The organism is Plesiomonas sp. ZOR0011 (genome assembly GCF_000800945.1).
GTDB lineage: Bacteria > Pseudomonadota > Gammaproteobacteria > Enterobacterales > CAMTGL01 > Plesiomonas > Plesiomonas shigelloides.
In genome coordinates this window covers 1-23,458 of the sequence record NZ_JRKB01000018.1, presented here as the reverse complement: position 1 = coordinate 23,458, position 23,458 = coordinate 1, and the positions used below count along the sequence as shown (strand labels likewise).

At 51.6% G+C, this 23,458-nt stretch carries 20 protein-coding genes; 11 read left to right on the top strand and 9 right to left on the bottom strand.

Going from position 1 to position 23,458, the window contains the following annotated elements; all coding sequences use genetic code 11:
* Window positions 1-42 precede the first annotated feature (42 nt).
* Window positions 43-969, bottom strand: coding sequence for a diguanylate cyclase domain-containing protein (locus L975_RS02725; protein WP_047707065.1), 927 nt, complete (start codon window positions 967-969; stop codon window positions 43-45).
* A 442-nt stretch (window positions 970-1,411) separates the two neighbouring features.
* Between L975_RS02725 and ybaK the strand changes: the two genes are divergently transcribed.
* The 3 genes from ybaK (at window position 1,412) to L975_RS02710 (ending at window position 3,845) form a co-directional block, all read left to right on the top strand.
* Entirely contained in the window at window positions 1,412-1,891 is a 480-nt protein-coding gene (gene ybaK / locus L975_RS02720; RefSeq protein WP_010862043.1) for a Cys-tRNA(Pro)/Cys-tRNA(Cys) deacylase YbaK, read from the top strand.
* A gap of 4 nt (window positions 1,892-1,895) precedes the next feature.
* Window positions 1,896-2,276 carry a lysozyme inhibitor LprI family protein gene (locus L975_RS02715; RefSeq protein ID WP_010862044.1) on the top strand — a complete coding sequence of 127 codons (381 nt, stop codon included), beginning with the start codon at window positions 1,896-1,898 and terminating at the stop codon, window positions 2,274-2,276.
* 1,014 nt (window positions 2,277-3,290) lie between these two features.
* Window positions 3,291-3,845: a lytic transglycosylase domain-containing protein gene (locus L975_RS02710; protein WP_010862045.1), complete on the top strand. Its 555-nt coding sequence runs from the start codon at window positions 3,291-3,293 to the stop codon at window positions 3,843-3,845.
* A gap of 230 nt (window positions 3,846-4,075) precedes the next feature.
* Here L975_RS02710 and ushA read toward each other — a convergent pair whose 3' ends face one another.
* Together ushA and L975_RS02700 are read right to left on the bottom strand one after the other, a co-directional pair.
* Entirely contained in the window at window positions 4,076-5,740 is a 1,665-nt protein-coding gene (gene ushA, locus L975_RS02705; protein WP_010862046.1) for a bifunctional UDP-sugar hydrolase/5'-nucleotidase UshA, read from the bottom strand.
* Between the two features lie 261 nt (window positions 5,741-6,001).
* Window positions 6,002-7,330 carry a Na+/H+ antiporter NhaC family protein gene (locus tag L975_RS02700; RefSeq protein WP_039046134.1) on the bottom strand — a complete coding sequence of 443 codons (1,329 nt, stop codon included), beginning with the start codon at window positions 7,328-7,330 and terminating at the stop codon, window positions 6,002-6,004.
* A gap of 245 nt (window positions 7,331-7,575) precedes the next feature.
* Here L975_RS02700 and L975_RS02695 point away from each other — a divergent pair, with 245 nt between their 5' ends.
* Together L975_RS02695 and L975_RS02690 are read left to right on the top strand one after the other, a co-directional pair.
* Entirely contained in the window at window positions 7,576-9,459 is a 1,884-nt protein-coding gene (locus L975_RS02695) for a methyl-accepting chemotaxis protein (protein ID WP_047707063.1), read from the top strand.
* Between the two features lie 300 nt (window positions 9,460-9,759).
* Complete coding sequence (locus L975_RS02690; protein WP_010862049.1) at window positions 9,760-11,643, top strand: methyl-accepting chemotaxis protein; 1,884 nt, start codon at window positions 9,760-9,762, stop codon at window positions 11,641-11,643.
* Between the two features lie 172 nt (window positions 11,644-11,815).
* Here L975_RS02690 and kdsA read toward each other — a convergent pair whose 3' ends face one another.
* From kdsA to hemA, 6 genes are all read right to left on the bottom strand, one after another.
* Window positions 11,816-12,670, bottom strand: a complete 855-nt coding sequence (gene kdsA / locus L975_RS02685; RefSeq protein WP_010862050.1) for a 3-deoxy-8-phosphooctulonate synthase — start codon at window positions 12,668-12,670, stop codon at window positions 11,816-11,818.
* Between the two features lie 27 nt (window positions 12,671-12,697).
* Entirely contained in the window at window positions 12,698-13,534 is an 837-nt protein-coding gene (locus L975_RS02680; RefSeq protein ID WP_165807561.1) for a SirB1 family protein, read from the bottom strand.
* 91 nt (window positions 13,535-13,625) lie between these two features.
* A complete protein-coding gene (locus L975_RS02675) occupies window positions 13,626-14,003 on the bottom strand; it encodes a SirB2 family protein (RefSeq protein ID WP_039046130.1) in 378 nt (125 codons plus the stop codon).
* 92 nt (window positions 14,004-14,095) lie between these two features.
* Window positions 14,096-14,956: a peptide chain release factor N(5)-glutamine methyltransferase gene (gene prmC / locus L975_RS02670; protein ID WP_047707062.1), complete on the bottom strand. Its 861-nt coding sequence runs from the start codon at window positions 14,954-14,956 to the stop codon at window positions 14,096-14,098.
* Between the two features lie 5 nt (window positions 14,957-14,961).
* Complete coding sequence (prfA, locus tag L975_RS02665) at window positions 14,962-16,044, bottom strand: peptide chain release factor 1 (protein WP_010862054.1); 1,083 nt, start codon at window positions 16,042-16,044, stop codon at window positions 14,962-14,964.
* Between the two features lie 32 nt (window positions 16,045-16,076).
* Window positions 16,077-17,330 carry a glutamyl-tRNA reductase gene (gene hemA / locus L975_RS02660; RefSeq protein WP_010862055.1) on the bottom strand — a complete coding sequence of 418 codons (1,254 nt, stop codon included), beginning with the start codon at window positions 17,328-17,330 and terminating at the stop codon, window positions 16,077-16,079.
* 171 nt (window positions 17,331-17,501) lie between these two features.
* On the opposite strand from hemA, the gene lolB reads away from it, so the two are divergent.
* The 6 genes from lolB (at window position 17,502) to rihA (ending at window position 23,285) form a co-directional block, all read left to right on the top strand.
* Window positions 17,502-18,107 carry a lipoprotein insertase outer membrane protein LolB gene (gene lolB, locus L975_RS02655; protein ID WP_039046128.1) on the top strand — a complete coding sequence of 202 codons (606 nt, stop codon included), beginning with the start codon at window positions 17,502-17,504 and terminating at the stop codon, window positions 18,105-18,107.
* Window positions 18,091-18,978, top strand: coding sequence for a 4-(cytidine 5'-diphospho)-2-C-methyl-D-erythritol kinase (gene ispE, locus L975_RS02650; RefSeq protein WP_052181227.1), 888 nt, complete (start codon window positions 18,091-18,093; stop codon window positions 18,976-18,978). The genes lolB and ispE overlap by 17 nt, the downstream gene beginning before the upstream one ends.
* Before the next feature lie 148 nt (window positions 18,979-19,126).
* Window positions 19,127-20,074, top strand: a complete 948-nt coding sequence (locus tag L975_RS02645) for a ribose-phosphate pyrophosphokinase (protein WP_010862058.1) — start codon at window positions 19,127-19,129, stop codon at window positions 20,072-20,074.
* 160 nt (window positions 20,075-20,234) lie between these two features.
* Window positions 20,235-20,825, top strand: a complete 591-nt coding sequence (pth, locus tag L975_RS02640) for an aminoacyl-tRNA hydrolase (RefSeq protein ID WP_010862059.1) — start codon at window positions 20,235-20,237, stop codon at window positions 20,823-20,825.
* Between the two features lie 133 nt (window positions 20,826-20,958).
* Window positions 20,959-22,050, top strand: a complete 1,092-nt coding sequence (gene ychF, locus L975_RS02635; RefSeq protein WP_010862060.1) for a redox-regulated ATPase YchF — start codon at window positions 20,959-20,961, stop codon at window positions 22,048-22,050.
* A gap of 287 nt (window positions 22,051-22,337) precedes the next feature.
* Window positions 22,338-23,285: a pyrimidine-specific ribonucleoside hydrolase RihA gene (gene rihA / locus L975_RS02630; RefSeq protein WP_047707060.1), complete on the top strand. Its 948-nt coding sequence runs from the start codon at window positions 22,338-22,340 to the stop codon at window positions 23,283-23,285.
* The last annotated feature ends 173 nt before the right edge of the window (window positions 23,286-23,458 follow it).

Below are 23,458 nucleotides of genomic sequence, written 5' to 3'. Positions count from 1 at the left end.
GCTCATGCCGGTTTTTTTATCGCCTGATTTACGCGCCAAGGCTCAACATTCATCAACGCAGCCGCGAACAATCGCCTGATTCCGCCCCTGCGTTTTGGCCTCATACAGGGCTTGGTCAGCCTGCGCAATCATCACCTCAGCTGCCGGCGGGTAGCAAAACACCACCAATCCCACACTGATCGTCACATATTCCGCAGTTTTCGAGGTGCGATGCGGCAACTGTAAGCCCGCTATCTGTTCGCACAGCCAACTGCCGTAATCCGCCACTTTCTCGACCGATACATCCGGCAGAATAATGGCAAATTCTTCCCCACCGTAACGACACACCATATCGCCAGCGCGACGGGCGCTTTGTCGCAAACAATGAGCAATCGCCTTTAAGCATTGATCACCGGCCAGATGACCATAGGTGTCGTTATAGGCTTTAAAGTGATCGACATCGATCATCGCCAACCCCAAACACTGCTGAGTACGGCTGTGACGCTGTATTTCCGTCGATAATTTTTTGTCGAATGCGCGGCGGTTGTACAGCCCCGTTAATCCATCCAGATTAACCAGCTGGCGCAATTGATCAGATAAGCGTTTGAGTTTGAGCTGCGTGCTGACCCGCGCTCGAATAATCGCGGCGTGATAAGGCTTATAGATAAAGTCGACCGCCCCCATCGCCAGCCCTTCGACTTCTTTTTGTGGATCATGAATACCGGTGATGAAAATAATTGGAATATCTTGTGTCAGCGCATCAGATTGTAATTCACGGCACACATCCATCCCACTTTGCTGTGGCAATTCTATATCCAGCAAAATCAGATCTGGGGAATGCTCACGTGCTAACAGCAGAGCTTGTTCGCCATCGCTGGCCAACAGCACTTCACCCAAATCTTTGACAATAGAGCTCAGCAACAGACGGCAGGAGTGCGAGTCATCCACCAGCAATAACCGCGACTTTTGTGAAATGATGTCCGAATCCATGATAATTAATCCTAAATAGCCAGCCACGTGCTGTAGATCGCTCTGAGTTCTGATTGGGCCAGATTTCCGGATAAGCACAATACTCGGAATAACTGGCTACATCCCGCTGCAGACGCTTGGGTATTGCTGCAAAGGCAGGAAGCTATGATATATCAGCTGAGCATTTACTCTGATATATTCTTTTTCGTCAATCAACTCAATCGCCGACAGAAACAGTGGCAAGCTTATTCACAGGCAGATACAAATATCGGGACTCCGTTACGCCCCTGTTAGCTCTCTTCATGTTTACCTGTGCTAACGTTATTAACAGTAATCTGTAGTGTTAATGATAGCTGCTGTTTTAGAACTACACAGCGACAATACACAACGGGATGCATGACAACCCGCAAGTTAATTTGTCATACTATTATATCGTTTTGTTTTAACTCTCACAGGTTACACCATGACACCCGCAGTAAGACTTTTAAAGAAACACCAGATAGCCTTTACTCTGCATGCTTACGAACATGATCCGCATAACACCAATTTCGGAGAAGAAGCCGCAAGCAAGTTAGGGATTGAGCCGCAGCGGGTATACAAAACCTTGCTGGTCAGCTTGAACGGTGAAGCCAAGAATCTGGCTGTCGCTATTGTTCCAGTCTCCGGCATGCTGGATTTAAAGAAAGTCGCCAAATCTTTAGGCGCTAAGAAAGCGGACATGGCCGATCCGGCGCTGGCACAGCGCATCACCGGGTATCTGGTGGGCGGAATTAGCCCGCTAGGACAAAAGAAGCTGCTGCCGACCCTGCTGGATCAAGGCGCCGACGCATTTTCTTCGATCCTCGTCTCCGGTGGTAAACGCGGACTGGACATCGAACTGGCACCTCAGGATTTACTCACTGTATTAAATGGAAAGTTGGCACCCATAGCCAAAGAGGAGTGACCCCATGCGCAACGCGATTCTGTTTTCCTGTGCTTTGCTGATCAGCAGCCCACTGCTGGCCAATCCGCTGAGTGAATGCACCACCAGTGGTCAAAATCACCAGCAAGTGACTGACTGCCTGACCGCGCGCCTCGATGCGGCGCAGAAAAAAGTCCATGCGACCATGGTAAAACAGACTGCCGCGATGCAAGAGTTGGAAGGTCTGAGCGCCGGCGCGAAAGGTGCCAGTGCTGCATTGCAAGATGCGCTGAATAGCTACAACACTTACAGCGATAAGGTTTGTACCGCCAAACGTCTGCAATACGCCTCCGGTAACGGTGCCGGACAAGCGGAGTTAGCCTGTAAAATCGAAGTTGCTGAGCAATTTGCCGCCTTGATGGACTAACCTCCACCGCTCAGCCGCGGCTACTCAGGCGGCGGTTGGTAGCCTTGGTTACTCGCGGCAGTGAGTGGTCTTCTTGTGCGTACTGTCTATATAGCTATATAAGCATTCTTCATGCTGTGCATAGACAGTACGCCCTATCCGCTTGGTCTGATGAACGTGAACCCGTAGCACTCGTTAGCGACATGGTTACTGATAGCTTTTAGCGGCGTTGATGCCCGGCGCAAAGCGCGCTAATCACACAAACACTGGAAAATCTTACGCTCTGTTCACAAAATAGCGAAAAACCGCCTTTTAAAACAAATAATTAACAACATGACAGGCCTCAGTAATCGCAGGAAAAATTCTCTCTTTATAACAATGAGTTATTGAGTGAGTGGTTGTTATACCATAACAATTTCTGCGTTACTGCCTTGCTAATAAGGCAAATATTCACTTTTTGCCTCCGACAGGCTCTAAACTCAATTTAGCCATTTTTGTTGATACAGATCACATTTTTATCATCTGAAATGTTTATTTTTTATTCATTTTTTTATGCCAATTGCTATCGATAAAGATCTTAATTGATCATTTATTCAACAATAGATTTTACCTTGATCACATTTCGCAATATTAATTGATGAATTATCACTCGGTATGTGACTATTGGTTTTTATCAGTCACATAAAAGGCTACTTGGCGTCCGATTTGATTAACTCGCACACAATCCTATAATCAACTCAGTTTTACGGCACCGCCGAACTCCATAATTCATAACAACATCCTCTAGGATGACGACTCACTGCGCTAAACAACGAACTACGTATAACTGACTATACGAGATGTGGTGCAGCATCATTGATTAACGACTATCACGTTAACGCACCCCATAATAATCGGTACGGACATCGGTTATAGATTGCTATTGCTAAAAACAATCTATAACCCTGTTTGAATAAACCGCGCAATACCAATATTAAACATAATTTTATTTAAGGATGAATAAGTTGCTTTGATTTACTAACGAGGAACTCTTTCATGGCTATTCACCGCATGTTCAAACGTTTCATGGTTATTACCGTTGCTACGTTTGCACTATTTTCCACTAACGTTTTTGCCTCTGCGATTAACGGCCTAACAAAAAGTGATTTTGTTGATGTGGCCAACGAGTATGGGATCAATCCTAAACTGCTCTATTCTATTGCTGTTGTAGAGTCATCAATGACCAAAGGTAATAATGCCAAGCCTTGGCCTTATACAATTAACAAAAAAGGCAAGCCTTATTACCTTGACTCTAAACAAGAAGCGGAAAAGAAACTGACGCAATTAATCAGCTCGACCGATAAAAAGCACATCGATGTCGGTGCGATGCAAGTTAACTTAGGCTGGCACGGCTCTCGGGTCGATGAACCGGCGGATTTATTTAATCCAAAAACCAATTTACGCGTTGGTGCTGAAATCTTGAAAAATGCACTGGACTCGTCGCCAAACAATTTAAAGTTAGGCATTGGTCGCTATCACTCTTGGGATAAAGGCCGCGCGATAGGCTACGCCAATAAAGTGATGTCGGTAATGAAAACGGTCGCGCTCTAAGCCCCGTTAAGCGATGAGCTAAAATTAAAGCGCGAAAAAAAAGCGGCACTTTAATTTATCGACACCGCCAAATAACTTTGCCGATAAAAGACATGGATTAGACACACTCTCGGCAACACACAAAAAAAGCAGGCATTACGCCTGCTTTTTTACTTTCTACCGGTCTACATTTGCTAGCCATCTGACGACTGATCTACATAGCGCCAGATTACATGCAGTAAACCGACGAATTATTTGTATACGATCTCGCCTTTTGGCTCGAACTTAGACACATCCAATGGCGAGTTCTTATGGATATAATCCTTCAGCACTTCGGCATCGGTAAAGCCGGTATTCACATAACCTGGCTTGTTGGCAATGTTCGGATAACCGTCACCACCCGCGGCGTTGAAGCTTGGGATGGTAAAGCGGTAGGTCTTGTTCATATCAATTGGCTTACCGCCAATTTTCACGTCGTGCACCTTGCCGTCTTCCACGATCATCGAGATGTTGGCAAATTGGGCATACGCACCGGAATCGACTTTCTTGGTAGCCACCACATTCAGGTAATCAATCAGATCGCTGCCTTTCATGTCCATATAGCTGACAATGTTGCCAAATGGCTGCACTTTCAGCACATCTTTATATGACACATCACCCGCTTCGATAGAGTCTCGCACACCGCCGGAGTTCATGATCCCGAAATCGGCATTCGCGCGATCCATGTGCGCAGTCGCAATCAGACGGCCAAGGTTGGTTTGCTGGAAACGCACCACGTTACGGTCACCTTCCAGTTTGCCGTTCGTCGCACCAATCTTCACACCCAGCTCCGCCTGACCTTTGTCTTGGAATGGGGTCAGCAGATCCAGCATCGATTTATCTTGCGGGATTTCGGTGGTGTACAGCTGGTATTCTGATTTGCCGTCATCCAGCTTGATTTTTTTCTTCAGGTTTACCGGGATCAAATCATAGCTCACCAGCTTCAGCTCACCATTTTTGAACTGATAATCGGCACGGCCAACGTATTTGCCCCACTCATGGGCTTGGACAATCCACGTGCCATTTTGACGATCTGGCTGGCACGGGGTGCCTGGCACATATTTGTTATTACGCTTGTTCTCGCCTTCCATACACACAGGATCTTGTGAGTGACCACCCACAATCATATCCAGCGCGCCTTCTGGCAGCGCACGCGCCAACTCCACATCACCGGGAGCATTGGAGCCGTGCTGACCATCTTCATAGTGACCCATGTGGGTCGCCGCAATGATCACGTCAGGCTTTTCGCTTTGCTTGAGCTCATCAATAACCTTTTTCGCTTCCACTTTTGGATCTTTAAAGACGATCCCTTTGAGGTACTCAGGGTTACCAATTTTCTGTGTATCTTCGGTAGTCAAACCGATAACGGCAATCTTCACGCCCTGCTTGTCGAACAGCTCATACGGCTTGAACAGGCGCTTACCGGTTTTCTCATCATAAATGTTGGCTGACAGCAGTGGGAAACCGGCCCACTTTTCTTGCTGGCGCAGCACACTCAGCGGATTATCAAACTCGTGGTTACCCAGTGCCATCGCATCATAACCAATCATGGTCATGCCACGAAAATCAGGCTCGGCATCCTGCAAATCAGACTCAGGAACCCCAGTATTAACGTCACCGCCTGACAGCAACAACACCGAGCCGCCTTTAGACTCGACATCTTTGCGGATCTGATCAACCAGCGTTTTTTGCGCTGCCAAACCATACTCGCCCTGATCGTTTTGCCAGAAATGGCCGTGATGATCGTTGGTATGCAGGATGGTGATGTTGTAGGTCTTATCTTTTTCCCATGTCTGCGCATTCGCTACGCCGGTTCCTAAGGCCAGCGCTACCGCCAGACTGCATACCGTAATCTTATACGGGGTCTTGAATGTCATGATGATTCCTTTTATTCGTTCTATTTATCCAATCGCTATCAGCGTATTTCCAAACAGCATGCGGCGCTGTCGGGTGCTGCCACTGTTAAGCACGGGAACCAGTCTAAATTTTTGTGGCGCATAACTCTTCTGCCAAGACAACGAACTGTTATTTACATCAAACTTTATGCGACAGATCACCGCAATCGCAGGAGGGAAGCACGAAAAAAAACGCCGTCCACGTGGACGGCGCAAAGCAACATGAGACAACGAAGAGGAAAATCAGCGTGATGGACGTAAGCAGATAAACAGCAACGCACTGATCGCCAACGCCACGCAATACCACGCATGAGTGACCACATCCAGTGGCGACAATTTAAAGCTTGATGCCAGCAGCAGCGCCTGCGCCCCGTACGGCAACAAGCCTTGTACTACGCAAGAATAGATATCCAGCACACTGGCAGCACGACGTGGACTGATTTGGTTCTCTTTCGCCAGCGTACGCGCCACGCCACCGCTCACAATAATGGCGACGGTATTATTAGCGGTGCAGCAGTTCGTCAGCGCCACCAGCAGCGCGATGCCCATCTCACCGGCACGGCTATGCGGTTTACCGGAGCTATTCAAGCGCTCAATCATACGTTGGATATGATGCGCTAAGAACGCCAAACCACCTTGCTGCTTCATAAGCTCACTCAGGCCACCAATCAGCATCGACAGCAAGAAAATCTCCTGCATGCTGCCAAAACCGCTGTAAATATCACGCGCAAAACCGCCCAGCGTGTAGGTCTCGGAAGCGCCAAAGCCAATCAGACCGGCGGACAAAATCCCCACACCCAGCACTAAAAAGACGTTCAGACCAGACAGCGCCAACACCAAGATAACCAGATACGGCAGCGCTAAAATCCATGAGAAAGGCTCAGCCGCCGGAACTTCGCTGCTACGCGTCAGGAAGAAAAACAAAATCAGCGTGGCAATCGCTGCAGGCAGTGCAATACGGAAGTTCTCCTTGAGCTTATCGCGCATCAAGCAGCCTTGAGAGCGGGTCGCCGCAATGGTGGTATCGGAAATCACCGACATGTTATCGCCGAACATCGCACCGGAGAGGATCACCCCTGCCATCAGCGGCAGCGAAATACCGGTCGCTTGCGCCACACCCAGCGCCACTGGCGACAGCGCCGCAATGGTGCCCATCGACGTGCCCATGGCCGTGGAAATCACCGCGGCAATTAAAAACAGCCCCGGTAACAACGCCCAGCCCGGCAATACCGATAAGCCCAGACCAACTGCGGCATCCACACCGCCGGTCGCTTTCGCCACCGATGAAAACGCACCGGCCAGCAAGTAAATCATGCACATGGCGATGATATCGGGATGGCCTACCCCACCGATAAAACGGTTGATGGCTTTATTGAGCGGCTCTTTGGCCAGCAACAGCGACAGCACAATGGCAGGTAACACCGCAACCGGTGCCGGTAACTGGTAAAACGCGAAATCCGCCCCCTGCAGGGTGTAGTAGATACCGGTTCCGATATATACCGTTAAAAAGACAAGCAAAGGCAGCAAAGCCGCAAAGGAACGCGCCGGAATATTATTTTGATTATCGGTCATAAGAACCCACAACATAAGGGTGATTTAAGTCTATGACCCGATTTTACGTTGAGACGCATAGATTTGTAAACATCTGGACGTCTAAATAGCCAAAATAGCCATTTGACATATTTTGCAATAAATTCGTGTGACAAATTCTGTTGAGATATGTGCATCTGTGTCTGTCATCGATTAGTATTTGCAACTTCGCTGAAATATTGTGACGTAATTCACAAATTAATATAAGAATTAAGGTTCATAGAAGAATGCAATTGTCTTTAAAACAAAAGCTGCTGGGAACTAGCTTGCTTGCGGTGATCGCGGTAGCCACTGCGTTAACATGGGTTGCTACCAATAATCTGTATAACGAAACACGCGCACAAATTAGAGAACGCCTGCACAGTCTGGCCGATGCCGCCAGCGCCACCGTCAGTTTGTGGCAGAACGATAAACTGGCGGTATTAGATAGCGCCCCTACCTATCTGGCTGATCCAGCCACCCAAATTACGCACTTAAAACAAGCGCAGCAAAACGGTCAATTTGACCATGTCTATATTGGTGCCGCCGATGGCCGCATGATCTCTTCACACACCGATTGGGATTTTAGCGGCTACAATCCAACGCAAAAAAGCTGGTATCAAGAAACCCTGCAAAAAAACAACCTACGGATCTCCCAGCCGTATAAAGACAGCATTTCGGGTGGTTTGGTGATCACCTTGTCCAAACCGCTGTATTTCAACCAGCAATTTTTCGGCATTCTGGGCGCCGATCTCACACTGGAGCAAATCGCCAAAACCATCAGTGATATGCCGGTAGGCGAAGGTGCACAAGCGCTGATGATTACCCGCGATGGCACAATCATTGCCAACCGTGACGCGCAGCTGATCATGCAACCTACTACGCGGATCTCACCACAATTTACCCAGACGGAAATCGAGCAACAGCTGCAACATCAAGACATCAGCCAATTCGACATTAACGGCAAATCAACGCTGGTTTACCTTAAAGCGGTACCGGGTACTGACTGGTTGGTCGGCCTGCAAGTCGAGCAAGATGTAGTGGAGCGTAGCTACCTGCAAACACGTATGGAGCTGCTGATCGTATCTGCGGTGTTCACGCTGCTGGCAGCGGTGCTAATTGGTGGCGCTGTCACCTACCTGTTCCGCGACTTAAACCGCGTCTCCGCTGCGCTGTCCGAAATCGCCCGCGGTGAAGGCGATCTAACGGTGCGCATCCATCCGCGGACACAAGATGAAATTGGCCAGTTGGCGACGAACTTCAACTTGTTCGTTGAGCGTCTGCACAAGATTATTCTCAACCTGCGCGATGTGGCCGATAGCCTGACCGCGCAAGCTGACGTAGCTGCAGCCAGCGCAGAAGAGCGTACCCATCGCATTCATCTGCAACAAGATGAAGTCACGATGGTAGCTACGGCGGTCACCGAAATGGCAGCCGCCACCCACGAGATTGCCGGCAATGTGGATGCGACCTCGCGTGAAGCTCACAATGCGGTAAATCTGAGTGATACCGGCCGTCAGCAAGTTGATCAGAGCCAAGACTCCATCCGTAAACTGGCGCAAGAAGTGGGCATGGCCACGGATGTGATCATGGAGCTGAATCAGCACGCCGATAACATCAGCTCTATCATGCTGACTATTCGAGCCATTGCGGAGCAAACCAACTTACTGGCTCTGAACGCGGCGATTGAAGCGGCGCGTGCTGGTGAACAAGGTCGCGGGTTTGCGGTGGTGGCCGATGAAGTGCGTATGCTGTCACAGCGCACCCATGTGTCTACCGAAGAGATTGATACCATGATCCACAATCTGCAGCAGGCCACCCGCCGCGCAGTTGAGATCATGGCGCAAAGCCAAACATTGGCGCAAACCAGTGTGACCGATGCCGATTCAGCGGCAGTCAGCCTCAATCAGATAGCAGAAGCCATTAACACCATCAGTGATATGGCCTCACAAATCGCCTCCGCGGCGGAAGAGCAAAACTCGGTAACGCAAGAAATCACCCGCAATACGGAGTCGATTAAGGAAGCGTCAACCGATTTGGCCCAAGAAGCCAATGATGCCGCGCGTCAGGCCGCCTCACTGAGCGAGCTTTCCCTGACTCTGCGCCAAGAGGTGAATCGCTTTATTCTTTAAGCCGCGGCGCTACGAAGAAAGAGAGTACTGCAAAAGAGGCGACTGAGGAGTCTGTGTGTAGTTGTTAAGTAAATCAGCACACTTCTCAGTACCTCACGTAAAAGACGCGCTTAAAAACGGGCAAAAGATAAAAGTTGCGAGACAATACGCAGCTTTCGCATGCAAGAGTTGCGGAAGCTGCACTTTGTTGCAAGTGGACACCGCTGGTTACATCTTAAACGATTAAAGACTCTCAAGAGTGAGCAGAGCGAGGCCGATAAAGGCTTACAGTCATCTTGCCAAACGGAGTTTACCGGCACTATGCGACTCTCTCTTAAACAAAAAATCACAGGGATCAGTCTCCTGTCCATTTTGCTGGTTGCCAGCATCCTGACCTGGCAGTCTTCTGTCCATCTCTATAACGAAAACCAACAAGATACTCAAACGCGTATTGATGGCATGAGTATCACCGTCTCCGGCGATATATCTACTTGGCTGCAAGGAAAAATCAGCGCCGTACAAGCCGTCACCCCGTTCACCAAAGACACTTCCACACTCATCCCCCATCTGGTTCAAGCTTATCTCAGCGGTCATTTCGATGACATCTATTACGGTGCCGCCACCGGACAAATGTTTGACCGCCCAGAGCGTCCAACTACCGCAGGCTATGATCCACGCATTCGCGACTGGTATATGAATGCGGCCAAAGCGCAGAAAGTGGTGATTTCCGAACCTTACAGCGATGCGGTAACACAACAGCTGATTGTGACTATCTCTGTTCCGGTGATCGAAAACGGCGTATTACAAGGCGTGATTGGGGCTGACCTGACACTGGATCAGCTGCTGAACAAAATCAGCTCGCTGAAAATCGGTAATGGCGGTTACGTCATGCTGCTCAGTGGCCAAGATCAAATCATTGCTCACCCCGATAAAGAGCTGAGCATGCAGCCAATTACCAAGTTGGACCCTACCCTTTCCAATAGCCGCGTGGAAGAGTTGGAAAGTGCCGGTACGCTGCGCGCGCTGACCATCAACCAGCAAAACAAGCTGATGTTGCTGCAACGCGTTCCTGACAGTGACTGGGTTCTTGGTTTTGTGCTAGATGAAGATGCTGAGCTTGCTAACTACCGCAGTACCCGTAACCTGCTGCTCGGTATTTCTGTGGTGCTGACTCTGCTGACCACCGTCGGTATTACCTTGCTGGTTGGTTTCCTGTTCCGCGATCTGAACCGCGTATCGGCAGCACTGGCGGAAATTGCCGATGGTGAAGGCGATCTGACCGTGCGCATCACCCCACGCTATGATGATGAAGTGGGAATGTTAGCCAAAAACTTTAACCGCTTCGTCGAACGCTTACAGAATATCTTGCTGCAAATGCGCGATATTGCTGACAGCCTGAACAATCAAGCAACACATACTGCCGCCAGCGCGGAAGAGCGCACTCAGCGTATCCACATGCAACAAGGTGAAATCACCATGGTGGCCACCGCGGTAACCGAGATGTCCGCCGCCACCCATGAGATTGCCGCCAGTGCCGATAAAGCCGCCACCGAAGCCGGTAGCGCCGTGAGCATCTGCCATGATGGTCGTGAGCAAGTAGTGCAAAGCCAGCACTCTATCCGTCAATTGGCTGAAGAAGTGGGCGTGGCCACCGGTGTGATTGATGAGCTGCATAGCCATGCCGCCAGCATCAGCACAATCATGATGACCATCCGTTCGATTGCCGAACAGACCAATTTGCTGGCGCTGAATGCGGCCATCGAAGCGGCACGCGCTGGCGATCAAGGTCGAGGTTTTGCCGTGGTAGCCGATGAGGTGCGTATGTTGTCGCAGCGAACTCATGCCTCCACGGAAGAGATTGAGTCGATGATCAACAATCTGCAGCACTCAACGCGCAAAGCGGTGGATATCATGTCCGGTAGCCGTAATCTGGCTGATACCAGCGTGAATGATGCCGATACCGCTGGCAACAACCTGATTCAGATTAACGATGTGGTCACGGTGATCAACGATATGGCAGCGCAGATCGCAACGGCGGCCGAAGAGCAAAGCTCGGTAACCGAAGAGATCACCCGTAATACAGAATCCATCAAGGAAGTGGCACAAGATCTGGCGCAAGAAGCCAGTGATGCGGCGCGTCAAGCCGCAGAGCTGAGCGAATTGGCGTTCCACCTGCGCCAAGAGGTGAACCGCTTTATTCTGTAATCGCATTTTCATCGCGCATTAATCGCGTATTTAACGCGCGAACCCAAACAAAAAGGCATCCCTTAGGATGCCTTTTTTCATGTTGCTATTTGCCGCTCATGTTTCGATAACGCTATCACCCACCGGCAAGTGCATCATCGAACAAATCACACGGCGCATGATAGCCGCATGCTTAGCAAGAGGTATCCAACACAGGGAAGCCTTTCACCAAATCGTCAATGGCTTTCATCTGCAGCAAGAACGGCTCCAGTTTAGCCAGTGGCAGCGCGGATGGGCCATCACACTTGGCATTGACCGGATCCGGATGCGCTTCTAAGAACAGACCGGCGATCCCAACGGCGATACCGGCACGAGCCAGTTCCGCCACTTGATCACGACGACCACCAGACGCTGCACCAAACGGATCGCGGCACTGCAGGGCGTGAGTCACGTCAAAGATCACTGGGCTGCCGTTAGACGCTTTCTTCATCACGTTGAAACCCAGCATATCCACAACCAGGTTGTCATAGCCAAAGTTGCTACCGCGATCGCACAGAATAATCTGATCGTTGCCGCACTCAGCGAACTTATCAACGATGTTACCCATCTGACCTGGGCTCAGGAACTGCGGTTTTTTCACGTTGATCACCGCGCCGGTGCGCGCCATCGCTTCCACCAGATCGGTTTGACGCGCCAAAAACGCTGGCAGCTGGATAACGTCAACCACGTCAGCCACTGGCTGGCACTGCGCTTCAGTGTGCACATCAGTGATGATCTTCACGCCGAAAGTCTGCTTCAGCTCTTGGAAGATTTTCATCCCTTCTTCCAAGCCTGGGCCACGGTAAGAGTGGATAGAAGAGCGGTTCGCTTTGTCAAAAGACGCCTTGAACACATACGGAATGCCCAGTTTGTTGGTCACTTCGACATAGTGCTCACACACGCGCATCGCCATATCGCGCGATTCCAGCACGTTCATGCCGCCAAACAGCACAAACGGTTTATCATTCGCGACATCAATATCGCCGATACGTACATTTTTCTGTTGCATGCGTTTGACCTTTACGTAGGTAAGAACTCAGTGCAGCACCACTTCAGGGATCGACAGTGCGCGCACTTGTTCACGCACCAGAGCAATCACCGGATCTTTCGGGCACTGCTTGATAAAATAGGTTAAATCATCCTTGGCGGCCTGGGTACAATCCAGTGTGGCATAAATCAGGCCACGATCACGGATCTCATACGGATCGCCGGGGCTGCGCTCCAACAACAAGGCACTGACCTGCAGCGCCAGTTCGCCGCTTTTCTCGTGCATCAAGGCGGCTTTCATCGCATCCATCACGCGCATCATGACCTGTGAATGACAGCTGATATCCACGTCTTCATCTCGCAGCTCAGCCAGCATGCCCTCTTGACCTTTCAGCCACGCCGTCAGGATATGCTCATCCACAATCTCGCCGTTGAACGGATTGATAAACAGCGTCGTGTCATCGAATTCAGCACGCACTAAAAACTGCGTTGGGAACACCACCGGATACAGCGGTAAATCCAGCTCAGAGGCCAGCGTCAGCAACAAAATGCCCAGCACCACCGGCCCGCCCTGACGAGTGCTCAGTGCTTTATCCAGCCGCAAGTTATCGGAGCGATAAAAGGTCTGGTAATCGCCGTGAAAGCCCCAGTCTTGATAGACCATTTCCAGCAACGCCAGCGTGCGCGCCAACTCAGGGCCGACCACGTGCAACTCACGAACGTCATCACAGAGCTGCGCCAGCGTCCGTTCGACCTCATCGGCATCAAAATCCGGAAATACCCGGCCAGCCAGCCAGCTCAATCCTTGCGCGAGGGTGTGCTCTTCAAAATCAAACAGGATTTTGCTTTTTGCTTTCGCCACTATTTCGGTCACAATTTCCGTCACTATTTCTGTCACATCGTCAGTCACAGGTGCAGTCGCTCTCGTTCGGCGGCTCTCGAGTCATCGCAGCCGTGTAGCTTATCGCTACGCACGATTACCACAAAGGAACTTTGGTCATCGCCATTTGGGCAATCAGCCAGATCCAGCCTAACGCACCCAACAGGGCAAACGTGCGAATCGCTTTGTTTTTCCCTTCACGCAGCGCTACAAAACCCAGCAGGATATAGATCACCACGCCCAGCAATTTTTCAGTCAGCCACGCGCTTTGCGGCGTAAACGGGTAAAAACCCGTGACCGCAATCAAGCCAACGCCGGTGAGCAGCAAAATGGTGTCATTGATATGAGGAACGATTTTCACCCAGCGCTTTTGCATCACTGAGGCGTGCAGCATGCTGCCGATAAATCGCAAAACCAGCAGCGTGACAGAAATTGCGATGGTGGTCAGATGCAGGTGCTTTAAAAACATGTACATGGGGCCACGTCCTTATTGGTTAACAGTTTGAGTTAACAATCTCTTATTGCGTTACTTTGATTAAAGTAAACTATTAAAGTCAGCATATTAAATTAAGCAGGCACATCGGCATAACAACCCAACGTTACCCGATCATTGCCGCCATAATCTTGTACGGTTTCCACCTGCTGATAACCTGCCGCTTGGAAAATCGCCTGTACCGCGGTCGCTTGCTGCCAGCCATGCTCGACCAACAGCCAGCCACCGGGCAGTAAAAACTCGCGTGACTGCGCCGCAATCACACGAATATCGGCCAGCCCTTGCTCATCGGCCACCAGTGCACTGCGCGGTTCAAAACGCACATCGCCCTGCCTCAGGTGCGGGTCTTTGGCATCAATATAAGGAGGGTTACTGGCGATCAGCGCAAAGCGTGGCGCAGGCACTAAGGCGCGTAACGGCTCAAACCAACTGCCAGTTAGAAACCGGGCATTGTTTATCCCTAAGCGTTCCGCATTGCTTGCCGCTAAAGCGGCCGCATCGGGCTGCACATCAATGCCGATAATCTGGCAATCGGGCCGCTCACTGGCCAGCGCCAAAGCAATCGCGCCGGTGCCTGTGCCTAAATCCAGAAGCTGGGTACAGGCCGCGGGTAACCGGTTTAGCGCCTCTTCCACCAAACGTTCCGTATCCGGGCGCGGGATCAAGGTTGCTGGCGATACGCGCAGCGGCAAGGACCAAAACTCGCGCTCACCAATTACGTAAGCCACCGGCTCGCCTTGCTCGCGCCGACATACCAGCGCATCGAGCTGCTCACACTGCTCACCGCTTAACGTATACTCAGGGAACGCCAGCAAGAAGCTGCGATTTTTGCCCGTCACATGACCGAACAAGATTTCGGCATCACGGCGCGCGCTTTCACTGCCGGCGCGCTGTAAACGCGCCGTCGTGGCGAGCAACCATTCATCGGTGCGCATCAGACTCAATCCTGCTCTGACAGCGCAGCCAACTGGTCGGCTTGATGCTCTTGAACGATCGGTTGGATCAGCATATCCAGCTTACCTTCCATCACCTCTTCCAGGCGGTACAGCGTCAGGTTGATGCGGTGATCCGTCACGCGGCTTTGTGGATAGTTATAAGTACGGATGCGATCGGAGCGATCGCCAGAGCCCAGCAGGTTACGACGGGTAGACGCCTCTTCCTGATGACGCTTTTCTTCTTCAGCGGCCCGCAAACGCGCGGCCAGCACCGACATCGCTTTAGCTTTGTTCTTATGCTGTGAACGCTCATCCTGACACTCCACCACCAAACCGGTTGGCAAGTGCGTGATCCGAATCGCGGAGTCAGTGGTGTTAACGTGCTGCCCACCGGCACCGGAGGAGCGGAAGGTGTCAATTTTCAGGTCGACCGGATTAATATCTGGAATTTCCGCTTCCGGCACTTCTGGCAAAATAGCCACCGTACAGGCTGAGGTGTGGATACGGCCTTGCGATTCCGTCGCCGGCACGCGCTGCACGCGGTGACCACCGGACTCAAATTTCAGCACGCCGTACACGCCATCACCGCTGATCTTGGCAATCATCTCTTTATAACCGCCATGCTCGCCATCGCTGCAGCTGACGACTTCCACCCGCCAGCGACGCGCTTCGGCAAAACGGCTGTACATCCGGAACAGATCACCGGCAAAAATGGCCGCTTCGTCACCACCCGCACCGGCGCGGATTTCCAGATAACAGTTACGCTCATCGTTAGGATCTTTTGGCAGCAACAGGACTTGCAGCTCTTGCTCCAACTGCTCGATGCTGTTTTTCGCAGCATTCAGCTCATCTTGCGCCATATCGCGCATTTCGGGATCATCGAGCAGCTCTTCGGCGGTCGACAGATCCTCTTGTGCCTGCTGCCAATCACGGAAACACTTCACCACATCGGTCAGCTGGGCATACTCTTTGGACAATGCACGAAAGCGCTCCTGATCGGCAATCACCGACGGCTCACCCAGCATCGCTTGAACTTCTTCATGGCGCTCAAGCAGCGCCTCTAATTTGGCAACAATGGAAGGCTTCATGAAAAGCGTAAATCCTGTGAGAAAACAGTCAGTCAGACGTCCAGCCCAAGGCTGGTACGTAAAATAGCCAGACGATCGTGATCGCCTTGTTTGGCGGCATGTTGCAGCGCCTGAGTCGGGGCATGAATCAGGCGGTTGGTCAGTTTATTCCCCAGCTCCACCAGCAGCGCTTCGGCATCGCCACCATTGCGCAGTGAGTGCAAGGCTTTTTCTACCAGTTCCTGACGCGTTAAGTCAGCTTGCGAGCGGTATTCGCGGATGGTTTCCACACCGCTTTGCGATTGCATCCACTGCATGAAGGCCAAACTCTCTTCCTTCACGATAGCTTCCGCTTCCACCGCCGCAGCTTTACGCAGCGCCAAGTTGCGCTCAATAATCGCCAGCAGATCATCCACCGTGTACAAGTAGGCATCTGGCAAATGCCCCACCTCTTCTTCGATGTCACGCGGTACTGCAATATCCACCAGTAACATCGGCTGATAACGGCGCGCTTTCAGTGCGCGCTCCACCATCCCTTTACCGATAATCGGCAGTGGACTGGCAGTGGAGCTGATAATGATGTCGGCTTGCATCAGATGTTCAGGGATTTGTGGCAACGAAATCACATCCGCGCCCACTTCCGCCGCCAGCGCTTGTGCGCGCTCGGCCGTACGGTTAGCAATGATAATCCGCTTGGCACCATGTTCTTTCAGATGACGCGCCACCAGCTCGATGGTTTCCCCCGCGCCCACCAGCAGCACGGTCAAATTCGCCATATGCTCAAAAATCTGACGCGCTAAGGTACAAGCAGCAAAAGCCACCGACACCGCACTACCACCGATTTCGGTTTCGGTGCGTACCCGTTTAGCCACCGAGAAGGTTTTCTGGAACAGACGCTCTAAATCGGGCGATAACCGCTCTTGCGCCAGCGCATAAGCATTTTTGACCTGCCCCAGAATTTGCGGCTCACCGAGAACCAGAGAATCCAAGCCACTGGCCACCCGCATCAAATGGGTGACGGCTTGTTGATCATGGTGCAGATATACGCTGTCGCGTAACGGATGGGCTGGCACTTGGTGAAAATCACACAGCCAAGTAATCAGCGATTCGCCGGCCTGTGCGGTATCTTCTACGCTCAGATACAACTCGGTACGGTTACAGGTAGACAGCACTACCCCGCTACGCACAACCGGGTGCGCCGCCAGGCTCTGCAGAGCCAGCGTCATCTTTTCTGGAGAGAAAGCCACTTTCTCCCGCAGCGCAACCGGTGCGGTTTTATGGTTTATACCGAGAGCAAGCAATGCCATGCAGAATCAGTCAGATATGAAGAGTTGATACATCATCAATAGTGCGCTTTATTCTACTTGATGATGTCGATCAATTAAAGCAATCACGCACGCAGGTCGCACAGATCAATGGCTGGCCGGTAAAATCAAGATCGGCTATACTACGTTTCTTACTGAATTTTCTTCGTTATCATGCCGAAATCCATTTATTTGCGCCTGCTGCCATTGACACTGGTCTGGTTGCTTAGCGCCTGTGTCAGCACGCCACCCGAACCGGTTGGCCCAGCCGTTAGCTGGTCTGCCCATGTGCAGCAGTTAAACGATCTCAGCCGCTTTCAGGCACGCGGCACCTTTGCTTATCTCACGCCACAACGCCGCCAATCTGCACGTTTCTTCTTACAACAGAAAGATGCAGAGCATTATCAGCTACTGTTACTCAACCCACTCGGTGGCACAGTACTGGAAATCAGCGCCGCACCCGGCAATATCACGCTAAAAGATAACGATGGTAAAACCTACCAAGGCGTCAATGCCGATGAATTGGTGTATCGCCTGACCGGAATGCAAATTCCGGTGACCAATTTGCGCCACTGGATTCTCGGCCTGCCCGGTGATAACGATACCTACACCCTGGCCGGACAACGGCTAGCCACCTTGCAGCATGTCACGCCTGATGGCACTTGGATGATGCGCTACAACAGTTATGATGTGAATTCCAGCCCCGTATTACCTGCGGCAATGGAACTGACACAAGGCGACCAACGGATCAAACTGAAAATCGATGACTGGATACTCTGATTGCCCACCGGCGCAGCCACTACAGTGGCCCTCGCCGGCCAAACTGAATCTGTTTTTATATATCACTGGCCGCCGTGCCGATGGTTATCACTCTTTGCAAACCCTGTTTCAGTTTCTGGATTATGGCGACAGCCTCTCCTTTATTCCCCGTCCTGACGGGGTGCTAACGTTATCTCCTTCTATCCCTGATGTTCCCGATGAGCACAACCTGATCATCCGTGCGGCACGCCTGTTGCAACAGCATACCGGCTGCACACAAGGCGCGGACATTCGCCTACATAAAATTCTGCCGATGGGCGGAGGCTTAGGCGGCGGCTCATCGAATGCGGCAACGACACTGGTGGCGCTCAATTGTTTGTGGCAAACCGGATGCAGCCGTAGCGAGCTTGAGCAATTAGGACTACAACTGGGCGCCGATGTGCCGGTGTTTGTGCACGGCCATGCCGCTTTTGCAGAAGGCGTCGGTGAGCAGTTGCAAGACTGCGCACCACAAGAGAAATGGTATCTGGTGGCGCATCCCGGCATCAGCATTCCTACAGCGGCAATCTTCGGCGATCCCGAACTGACCCGTAACACCCCGGAGCGTACTTTGACAGCCCTGATGGCAGCGCCATACGAAAACGATTGCGAAAATGTCGCAAGAAAACGTTTTCGCGAGGTTGAACACCTTATTTCTTGGCTGTTACAATACGCCCCGACTCGACTGACCGGTACCGGTGCCTGTGTCTTTGCTGAATTTGATACAGAAGCCGCTGCCCGTACAGTTTTGCAGTCGGCACCGAATTGGTTGCAAGGATTTGTAGCCAAAGGCGTTAACATCTCGCCTTTGCAGCAAACCTTACAGCAGTTTCGTGACATGACTGCAGCGTAAACGAATATCCGTGAACAACTAAATTGATTTACTGATTGAATCTGGCCCTTACGGGCTGGTGCATTTTACCGACAGATACCTGCTGTCTGCCGTTAAAAGGCCCGTCAGATTCCCCCCGTATCCTGGACGCAAGCCTGAGGTTCTTCTCGTGCCCGACATGAAGCTTTTTGCTGGTAACGCAACGCCGGAACTGGCACAACGCATCGCTGACCGTTTGTACATCTCTCTTGGCGACGCTACTGTGAGTCGTTTTAGCGACGGCGAAGTATGTGTACAAATTAACGAAAATGTCCGTGGTGGTGACATTTTCATTATCCAGTCTACCTGTGCCCCAACCAACGACAACCTGATGGAACTGGTGGTAATGGTAGATGCTCTGCGTCGTGCTTCGGCAGGTCGTATCACTGCGGTTATCCCTTACTTCGGTTATGCCCGTCAGGATCGTCGCGTACGCTCTGCTCGTGTACCTATTACCGCAAAAGTAGTGGCTGATTTCCTGTCCAACGTGGGTGTTGACCGTGTTCTGACGGTTGACCTGCACGCCGAGCAGATTCAGGGCTTCTTCGATGTTCCGGTTGACAACGTGTTCGGCAGCCCAGTTCTGCTGGAAGACATGCTGGCGAAAAACCTGACCAGCCCGGTTGTGGTTTCTCCGGATATCGGTGGTGTTGTGCGCGCGCGCGCCATCGCTAAACTGCTGAACGATACCGACATGGCGATCATCGACAAGCGTCGTCCACGTGCCAACGTGTCTCAGGTAATGCACATCATCGGTGATGTGAATGGCCGTGACTGCATCTTGGTTGACGACATGATCGATACCGGTGGTACGCTGTGTAAAGCGGCTGAAGCACTGAAAGAGCGCGGCGCGAAGCGTGTATTCGCTTATGCCACGCACCCAGTGTTCTCTGGTACTGCAATTGACAACATCAAGAACTCCATGATTGATGAAGTGGTTGTAACCGACAGCATTCCATTGACGCCTGAGTTCAAAGCGCTGGACAAAGTACGCGTACTGACCCTGTCAGGCATGCTGGCTGAAGCCATCCGCCGTATCAGCAATGAAGAGTCAATCTCTGCCATGTTCGAACATTAATTCCCAACGGTATTAATGGCTACATGCAAAAAGGCACCTTCGGGTGCCTTTTGTCATTCTAGGCCGCCAGCGTGTAGAATAGCGCCCATTGTCTACCCTGCCCCGTGAACTCGAGCAGGGTATCGCCTGCATCAGTTATATTTATCAACCCGAGACTGTCATGAGTACGATTAAACTGTTGGTCGGTCTGGCCAATCCTGGAGCCGAGTATGCGGCTACCCGCCATAATGCCGGAGCTTGGTATCTGGATCTGCTATCCCGCCGCTATAACACCAGCTTAAAAGAAGAAGCTAAGTTTTTCGGTTATACCGGCCGTGTCAGTATCCATGGTCAAGATGTGCGCCTGCTGGTGCCGACCACCTTTATGAACTTAAGCGGTAAAGCCGTGGCGGCGATGGCCTCTTTTTATCGCATCAATCCCGATGAAATTCTGGTCGCCCATGATGAGCTGGATCTGCCTCCGGGCGTGGCCAAGTTTAAACTCGGTGGCGGCAACGGTGGTCACAACGGGTTGAAAGACATTGCCAGCAAGCTCGGGAACAATCCGAACTTCCACCGCCTGCGGATCGGTATTGGTCATCCGGGCGATAAAAATAAAGTCACGGGTTTTGTGCTCGGTAAACCACAGGCTGCCGAGCAGCGTCTGATTGATGATGCCATTGATGAGGCGGTGCGTTGCACCGATGTGCTGATGAAAGACGGCATGCTGGCCGCCATGAATCGCCTGCATGCATTCAAAGCCAACGTCTGATGGTTTGATAGCTCGCCCCAGCGTTCACGCACAGCAGCCCTGCTCAATGCCGGTAAAGCTGTGATATAATCTATAGTTTGATTTGCACCCTTTTTTCGTGCATGACATTTCGAGTGTAGAAGGTAATTACATCATGGGATTCAAATGTGGCATCGTAGGTCTGCCTAACGTGGGTAAATCTACCCTGTTCAACGCCCTGACCAAAGCGGGTATCGAAGCAGCTAACTTCCCGTTCTGCACCATTGAACCTAACACCGGCGTGGTGCCGATGCCGGATCCACGTCTTGACCAGCTGGCTGAGATCATCAACCCTCAGCGCACTGTGCCGACCACCATGGAATTCGTGGATATCGCCGGTCTGGTAAAAGGCGCATCCAAAGGTGAAGGTCTGGGTAACCAGTTCCTGGCTAACATCCGTGAGACCGAAGCGATCGGTCACGTTGTTCGTTGCTTTGAAAACGACAACATCATTCACGTTGCTGGCCAAGTTGACCCGGCTGATGACATTGATGTGATCAACACCGAGCTGGCGCTGTCTGACTTGGAAGCGTGTGAGCGCGCTCTGCAGCGTGTACAAAAGCGTGCCAAGGGCGGAGACAAAGATGCCAAGCTGGAGCAGGAAGTACTGCAAAAGTGTCTGCCACACCTGGAAAATGCCCAGATGCTGCGCACCTTGGATCTGAGCGATGATGAAAAAGCTGTCATCAAGTACTTGAGCTTCCTGACCCTGAAGCCAACCATGTACATCGCTAACGTGAACGAAGACGGTTTCGAAAACAACCCGTATCTGGACAAAGTTCGCGCTATCGCAGCCGCTGAAGGTTCAGTCGTGGTTCCTGTTTGTGCCGCTATCGAAGCCGATATCGCCGAGCTGGAAGACGAAGATAAAGCTGAATTTATGGCTGAGCTGGGTATCGAAGAGCCAGGTCTGAACCGCGTGATCCGCGCCGGTTACAAACTGCTGAACCTGCAAACTTACTTCACCGCGGGCGTGAAAGAAGTGCGTGCGTGGACTATCTCTGTGGGTGACACAGCGCCACAAGCGGCAGGTAAAATTCACACTGACTTTGAAAAAGGCTTTATCCGCGCACAAACCATCGCATTTGACGATTTCATCAAATACCGTGGTGAGCAAGGCGCCAAAGAAGCCGGTAAGATGCGTGCCGAAGGTAAAGACTATATCGTTAAAGATGGCGATATCATGAACTTCCTGTTCAACGTATAACGCATTTACCCTGCTGTTTTTTGCTTTAAAAGCCCCGTCGGGAGTGATCCTGACGGGGCTTTATTATTTTGCTCGATGGCGTGTTCTCGATAGCGCCTTCTCGCATACTCTTACTTTCTTACCTCATCACGCCTTTTCATCCTCTCATCACCTGCCACGCGTTATCTCCCGCATACGAATCACTCTCACACTTGCTAAAGATAAGTGTGAGCCGAGCGCCGGAAAGGGGCGTCTGAGGCTGGTAGGGTAAGCTATTTCCCGCCGTAGCCGTAACAGGAGAAATAGCTATGGATAAGGCTTTGCCTATCATCATTGATTGCGATCCTGGCCATGACGATGCCATTGCGCTCACTCTTGCGCTAGCCAGCCCGAAGCTGAACGTACTCGCCGTAACCACCAGCGCCGGTAACCAAACCCCCGATAAAACGCTGCGCAATGCTCTGCGCATCCTCACCTTGTTAGGTCGTCACGATATTCCAGTAGCTGGCGGCGCACCCAAGCCACTGCTGCGCGAGCTGATCATTGCCGATAACGTTCACGGCGAATCCGGTCTCGACGGCCCTGCCCTACCTGAGCCGGGATTTGCGCCACAAGCCTTAACGGCGGTCGAATTGATGGCCAAAACCCTGCGTGCGAGCATAGAGCCGGTAACGCTGGTACCGACCGGCCCGCTCACTAACATTGCACTGCTGCTCAGTGCCCATCCCGAGCTCAAGGCGAAGATTGCACGGATTGTACTGATGGGCGGGAGCGCCGGTCCGGGGAACTGGACACCGGCGGCTGAGTTCAATATTTATGTCGATCCGGAAGCGGCAGAAATAGTATTTGGCGCAGGCGTGCCGATCACCATGTGTGGGCTAGATGTCACACACGCCGCGCAAGTGATGGATGAGGATATCGAACGTATTCGTGCCATCACGAACCCTATCGCCCGCACTGTGGCTGAACTGCTCGACTTTTTCATGATTTATCACCGCGATCCGAAATGGGGCTTTGTCGGTGCGCCGCTACATGACCCGTGCACCATTGCCTGGTTACTGCGTCCTGAGCTGTTTACCGGTATTGAATGCCACGTGAGCGTCGAGACGCAGGGCCAATACACTGTCGGTATGACGGTGGTGGATAGATACCGCCTAAGCACGCACGAGCCGAATGCTACGGTTTTGTTGGGTGTTGAGCGCCAAGGTTTTATCGATCTGTTGGTCGAACAGCTACAGGCTTACAGTGAGCAATAACGAGTGGAGGAGATGTGAAGGCAAGTCGACTAAGTAAAAAGAAAATGCACCGCGGATAAAAACAAAAAGCCCAGCTGATTAAATCAACTGGGCTATCAATTTGGCGGTGAGGGAGGGATTCGAACCCTCGATACGTTGCCGTATACACACTTTCCAGGCGTGCTCCTTCAGCC

Excerpts from the sequence above, each read along its gene's own strand:
- lolB (WP_039046128.1), top strand. The coding sequence starts at position 17,502 with ATGCCGAAATCCATTTATTTGCGCCTGCTGCCATTGACACTGGTCTGG.
- L975_RS02690 (WP_010862049.1), top strand. The coding sequence starts at position 9,760 with ATGCGACTCTCTCTTAAACAAAAAATCACAGGGATCAGTCTCCTGTCC.
- hemA (WP_010862055.1), bottom strand. The coding sequence starts at position 17,330 with ATGGCATTGCTTGCTCTCGGTATAAACCATAAAACCGCACCGGTTGCG.
- ispE (WP_052181227.1), top strand. The coding sequence starts at position 18,091 with ATGACTGGATACTCTGATTGCCCACCGGCGCAGCCACTACAGTGGCCC.
- kdsA (WP_010862050.1), bottom strand. The coding sequence starts at position 12,670 with ATGCAACAGAAAAATGTACGTATCGGCGATATTGATGTCGCGAATGAT.
- L975_RS02710 (WP_010862045.1), top strand. The coding sequence starts at position 3,291 with ATGGCTATTCACCGCATGTTCAAACGTTTCATGGTTATTACCGTTGCT.
- ybaK (WP_010862043.1), top strand. The coding sequence starts at position 1,412 with ATGACACCCGCAGTAAGACTTTTAAAGAAACACCAGATAGCCTTTACT.
- pth (WP_010862059.1), top strand. The coding sequence starts at position 20,235 with ATGAGTACGATTAAACTGTTGGTCGGTCTGGCCAATCCTGGAGCCGAG.
- rihA (WP_047707060.1), top strand. The coding sequence starts at position 22,338 with ATGGATAAGGCTTTGCCTATCATCATTGATTGCGATCCTGGCCATGAC.
- L975_RS02715 (WP_010862044.1), top strand. The coding sequence starts at position 1,896 with ATGCGCAACGCGATTCTGTTTTCCTGTGCTTTGCTGATCAGCAGCCCA.
- ychF (WP_010862060.1), top strand. The coding sequence starts at position 20,959 with ATGGGATTCAAATGTGGCATCGTAGGTCTGCCTAACGTGGGTAAATCT.
- prmC (WP_047707062.1), bottom strand. The coding sequence starts at position 14,956 with ATGCGCACCGATGAATGGTTGCTCGCCACGACGGCGCGTTTACAGCGC.
- L975_RS02695 (WP_047707063.1), top strand. The coding sequence starts at position 7,576 with ATGCAATTGTCTTTAAAACAAAAGCTGCTGGGAACTAGCTTGCTTGCG.
- ushA (WP_010862046.1), bottom strand. The coding sequence starts at position 5,740 with ATGACATTCAAGACCCCGTATAAGATTACGGTATGCAGTCTGGCGGTA.
- prfA (WP_010862054.1), bottom strand. The coding sequence starts at position 16,044 with ATGAAGCCTTCCATTGTTGCCAAATTAGAGGCGCTGCTTGAGCGCCAT.
- L975_RS02675 (WP_039046130.1), bottom strand. The coding sequence starts at position 14,003 with ATGTACATGTTTTTAAAGCACCTGCATCTGACCACCATCGCAATTTCT.
- L975_RS02700 (WP_039046134.1), bottom strand. The coding sequence starts at position 7,330 with ATGACCGATAATCAAAATAATATTCCGGCGCGTTCCTTTGCGGCTTTG.
- L975_RS02725 (WP_047707065.1), bottom strand. The coding sequence starts at position 969 with ATGGATTCGGACATCATTTCACAAAAGTCGCGGTTATTGCTGGTGGAT.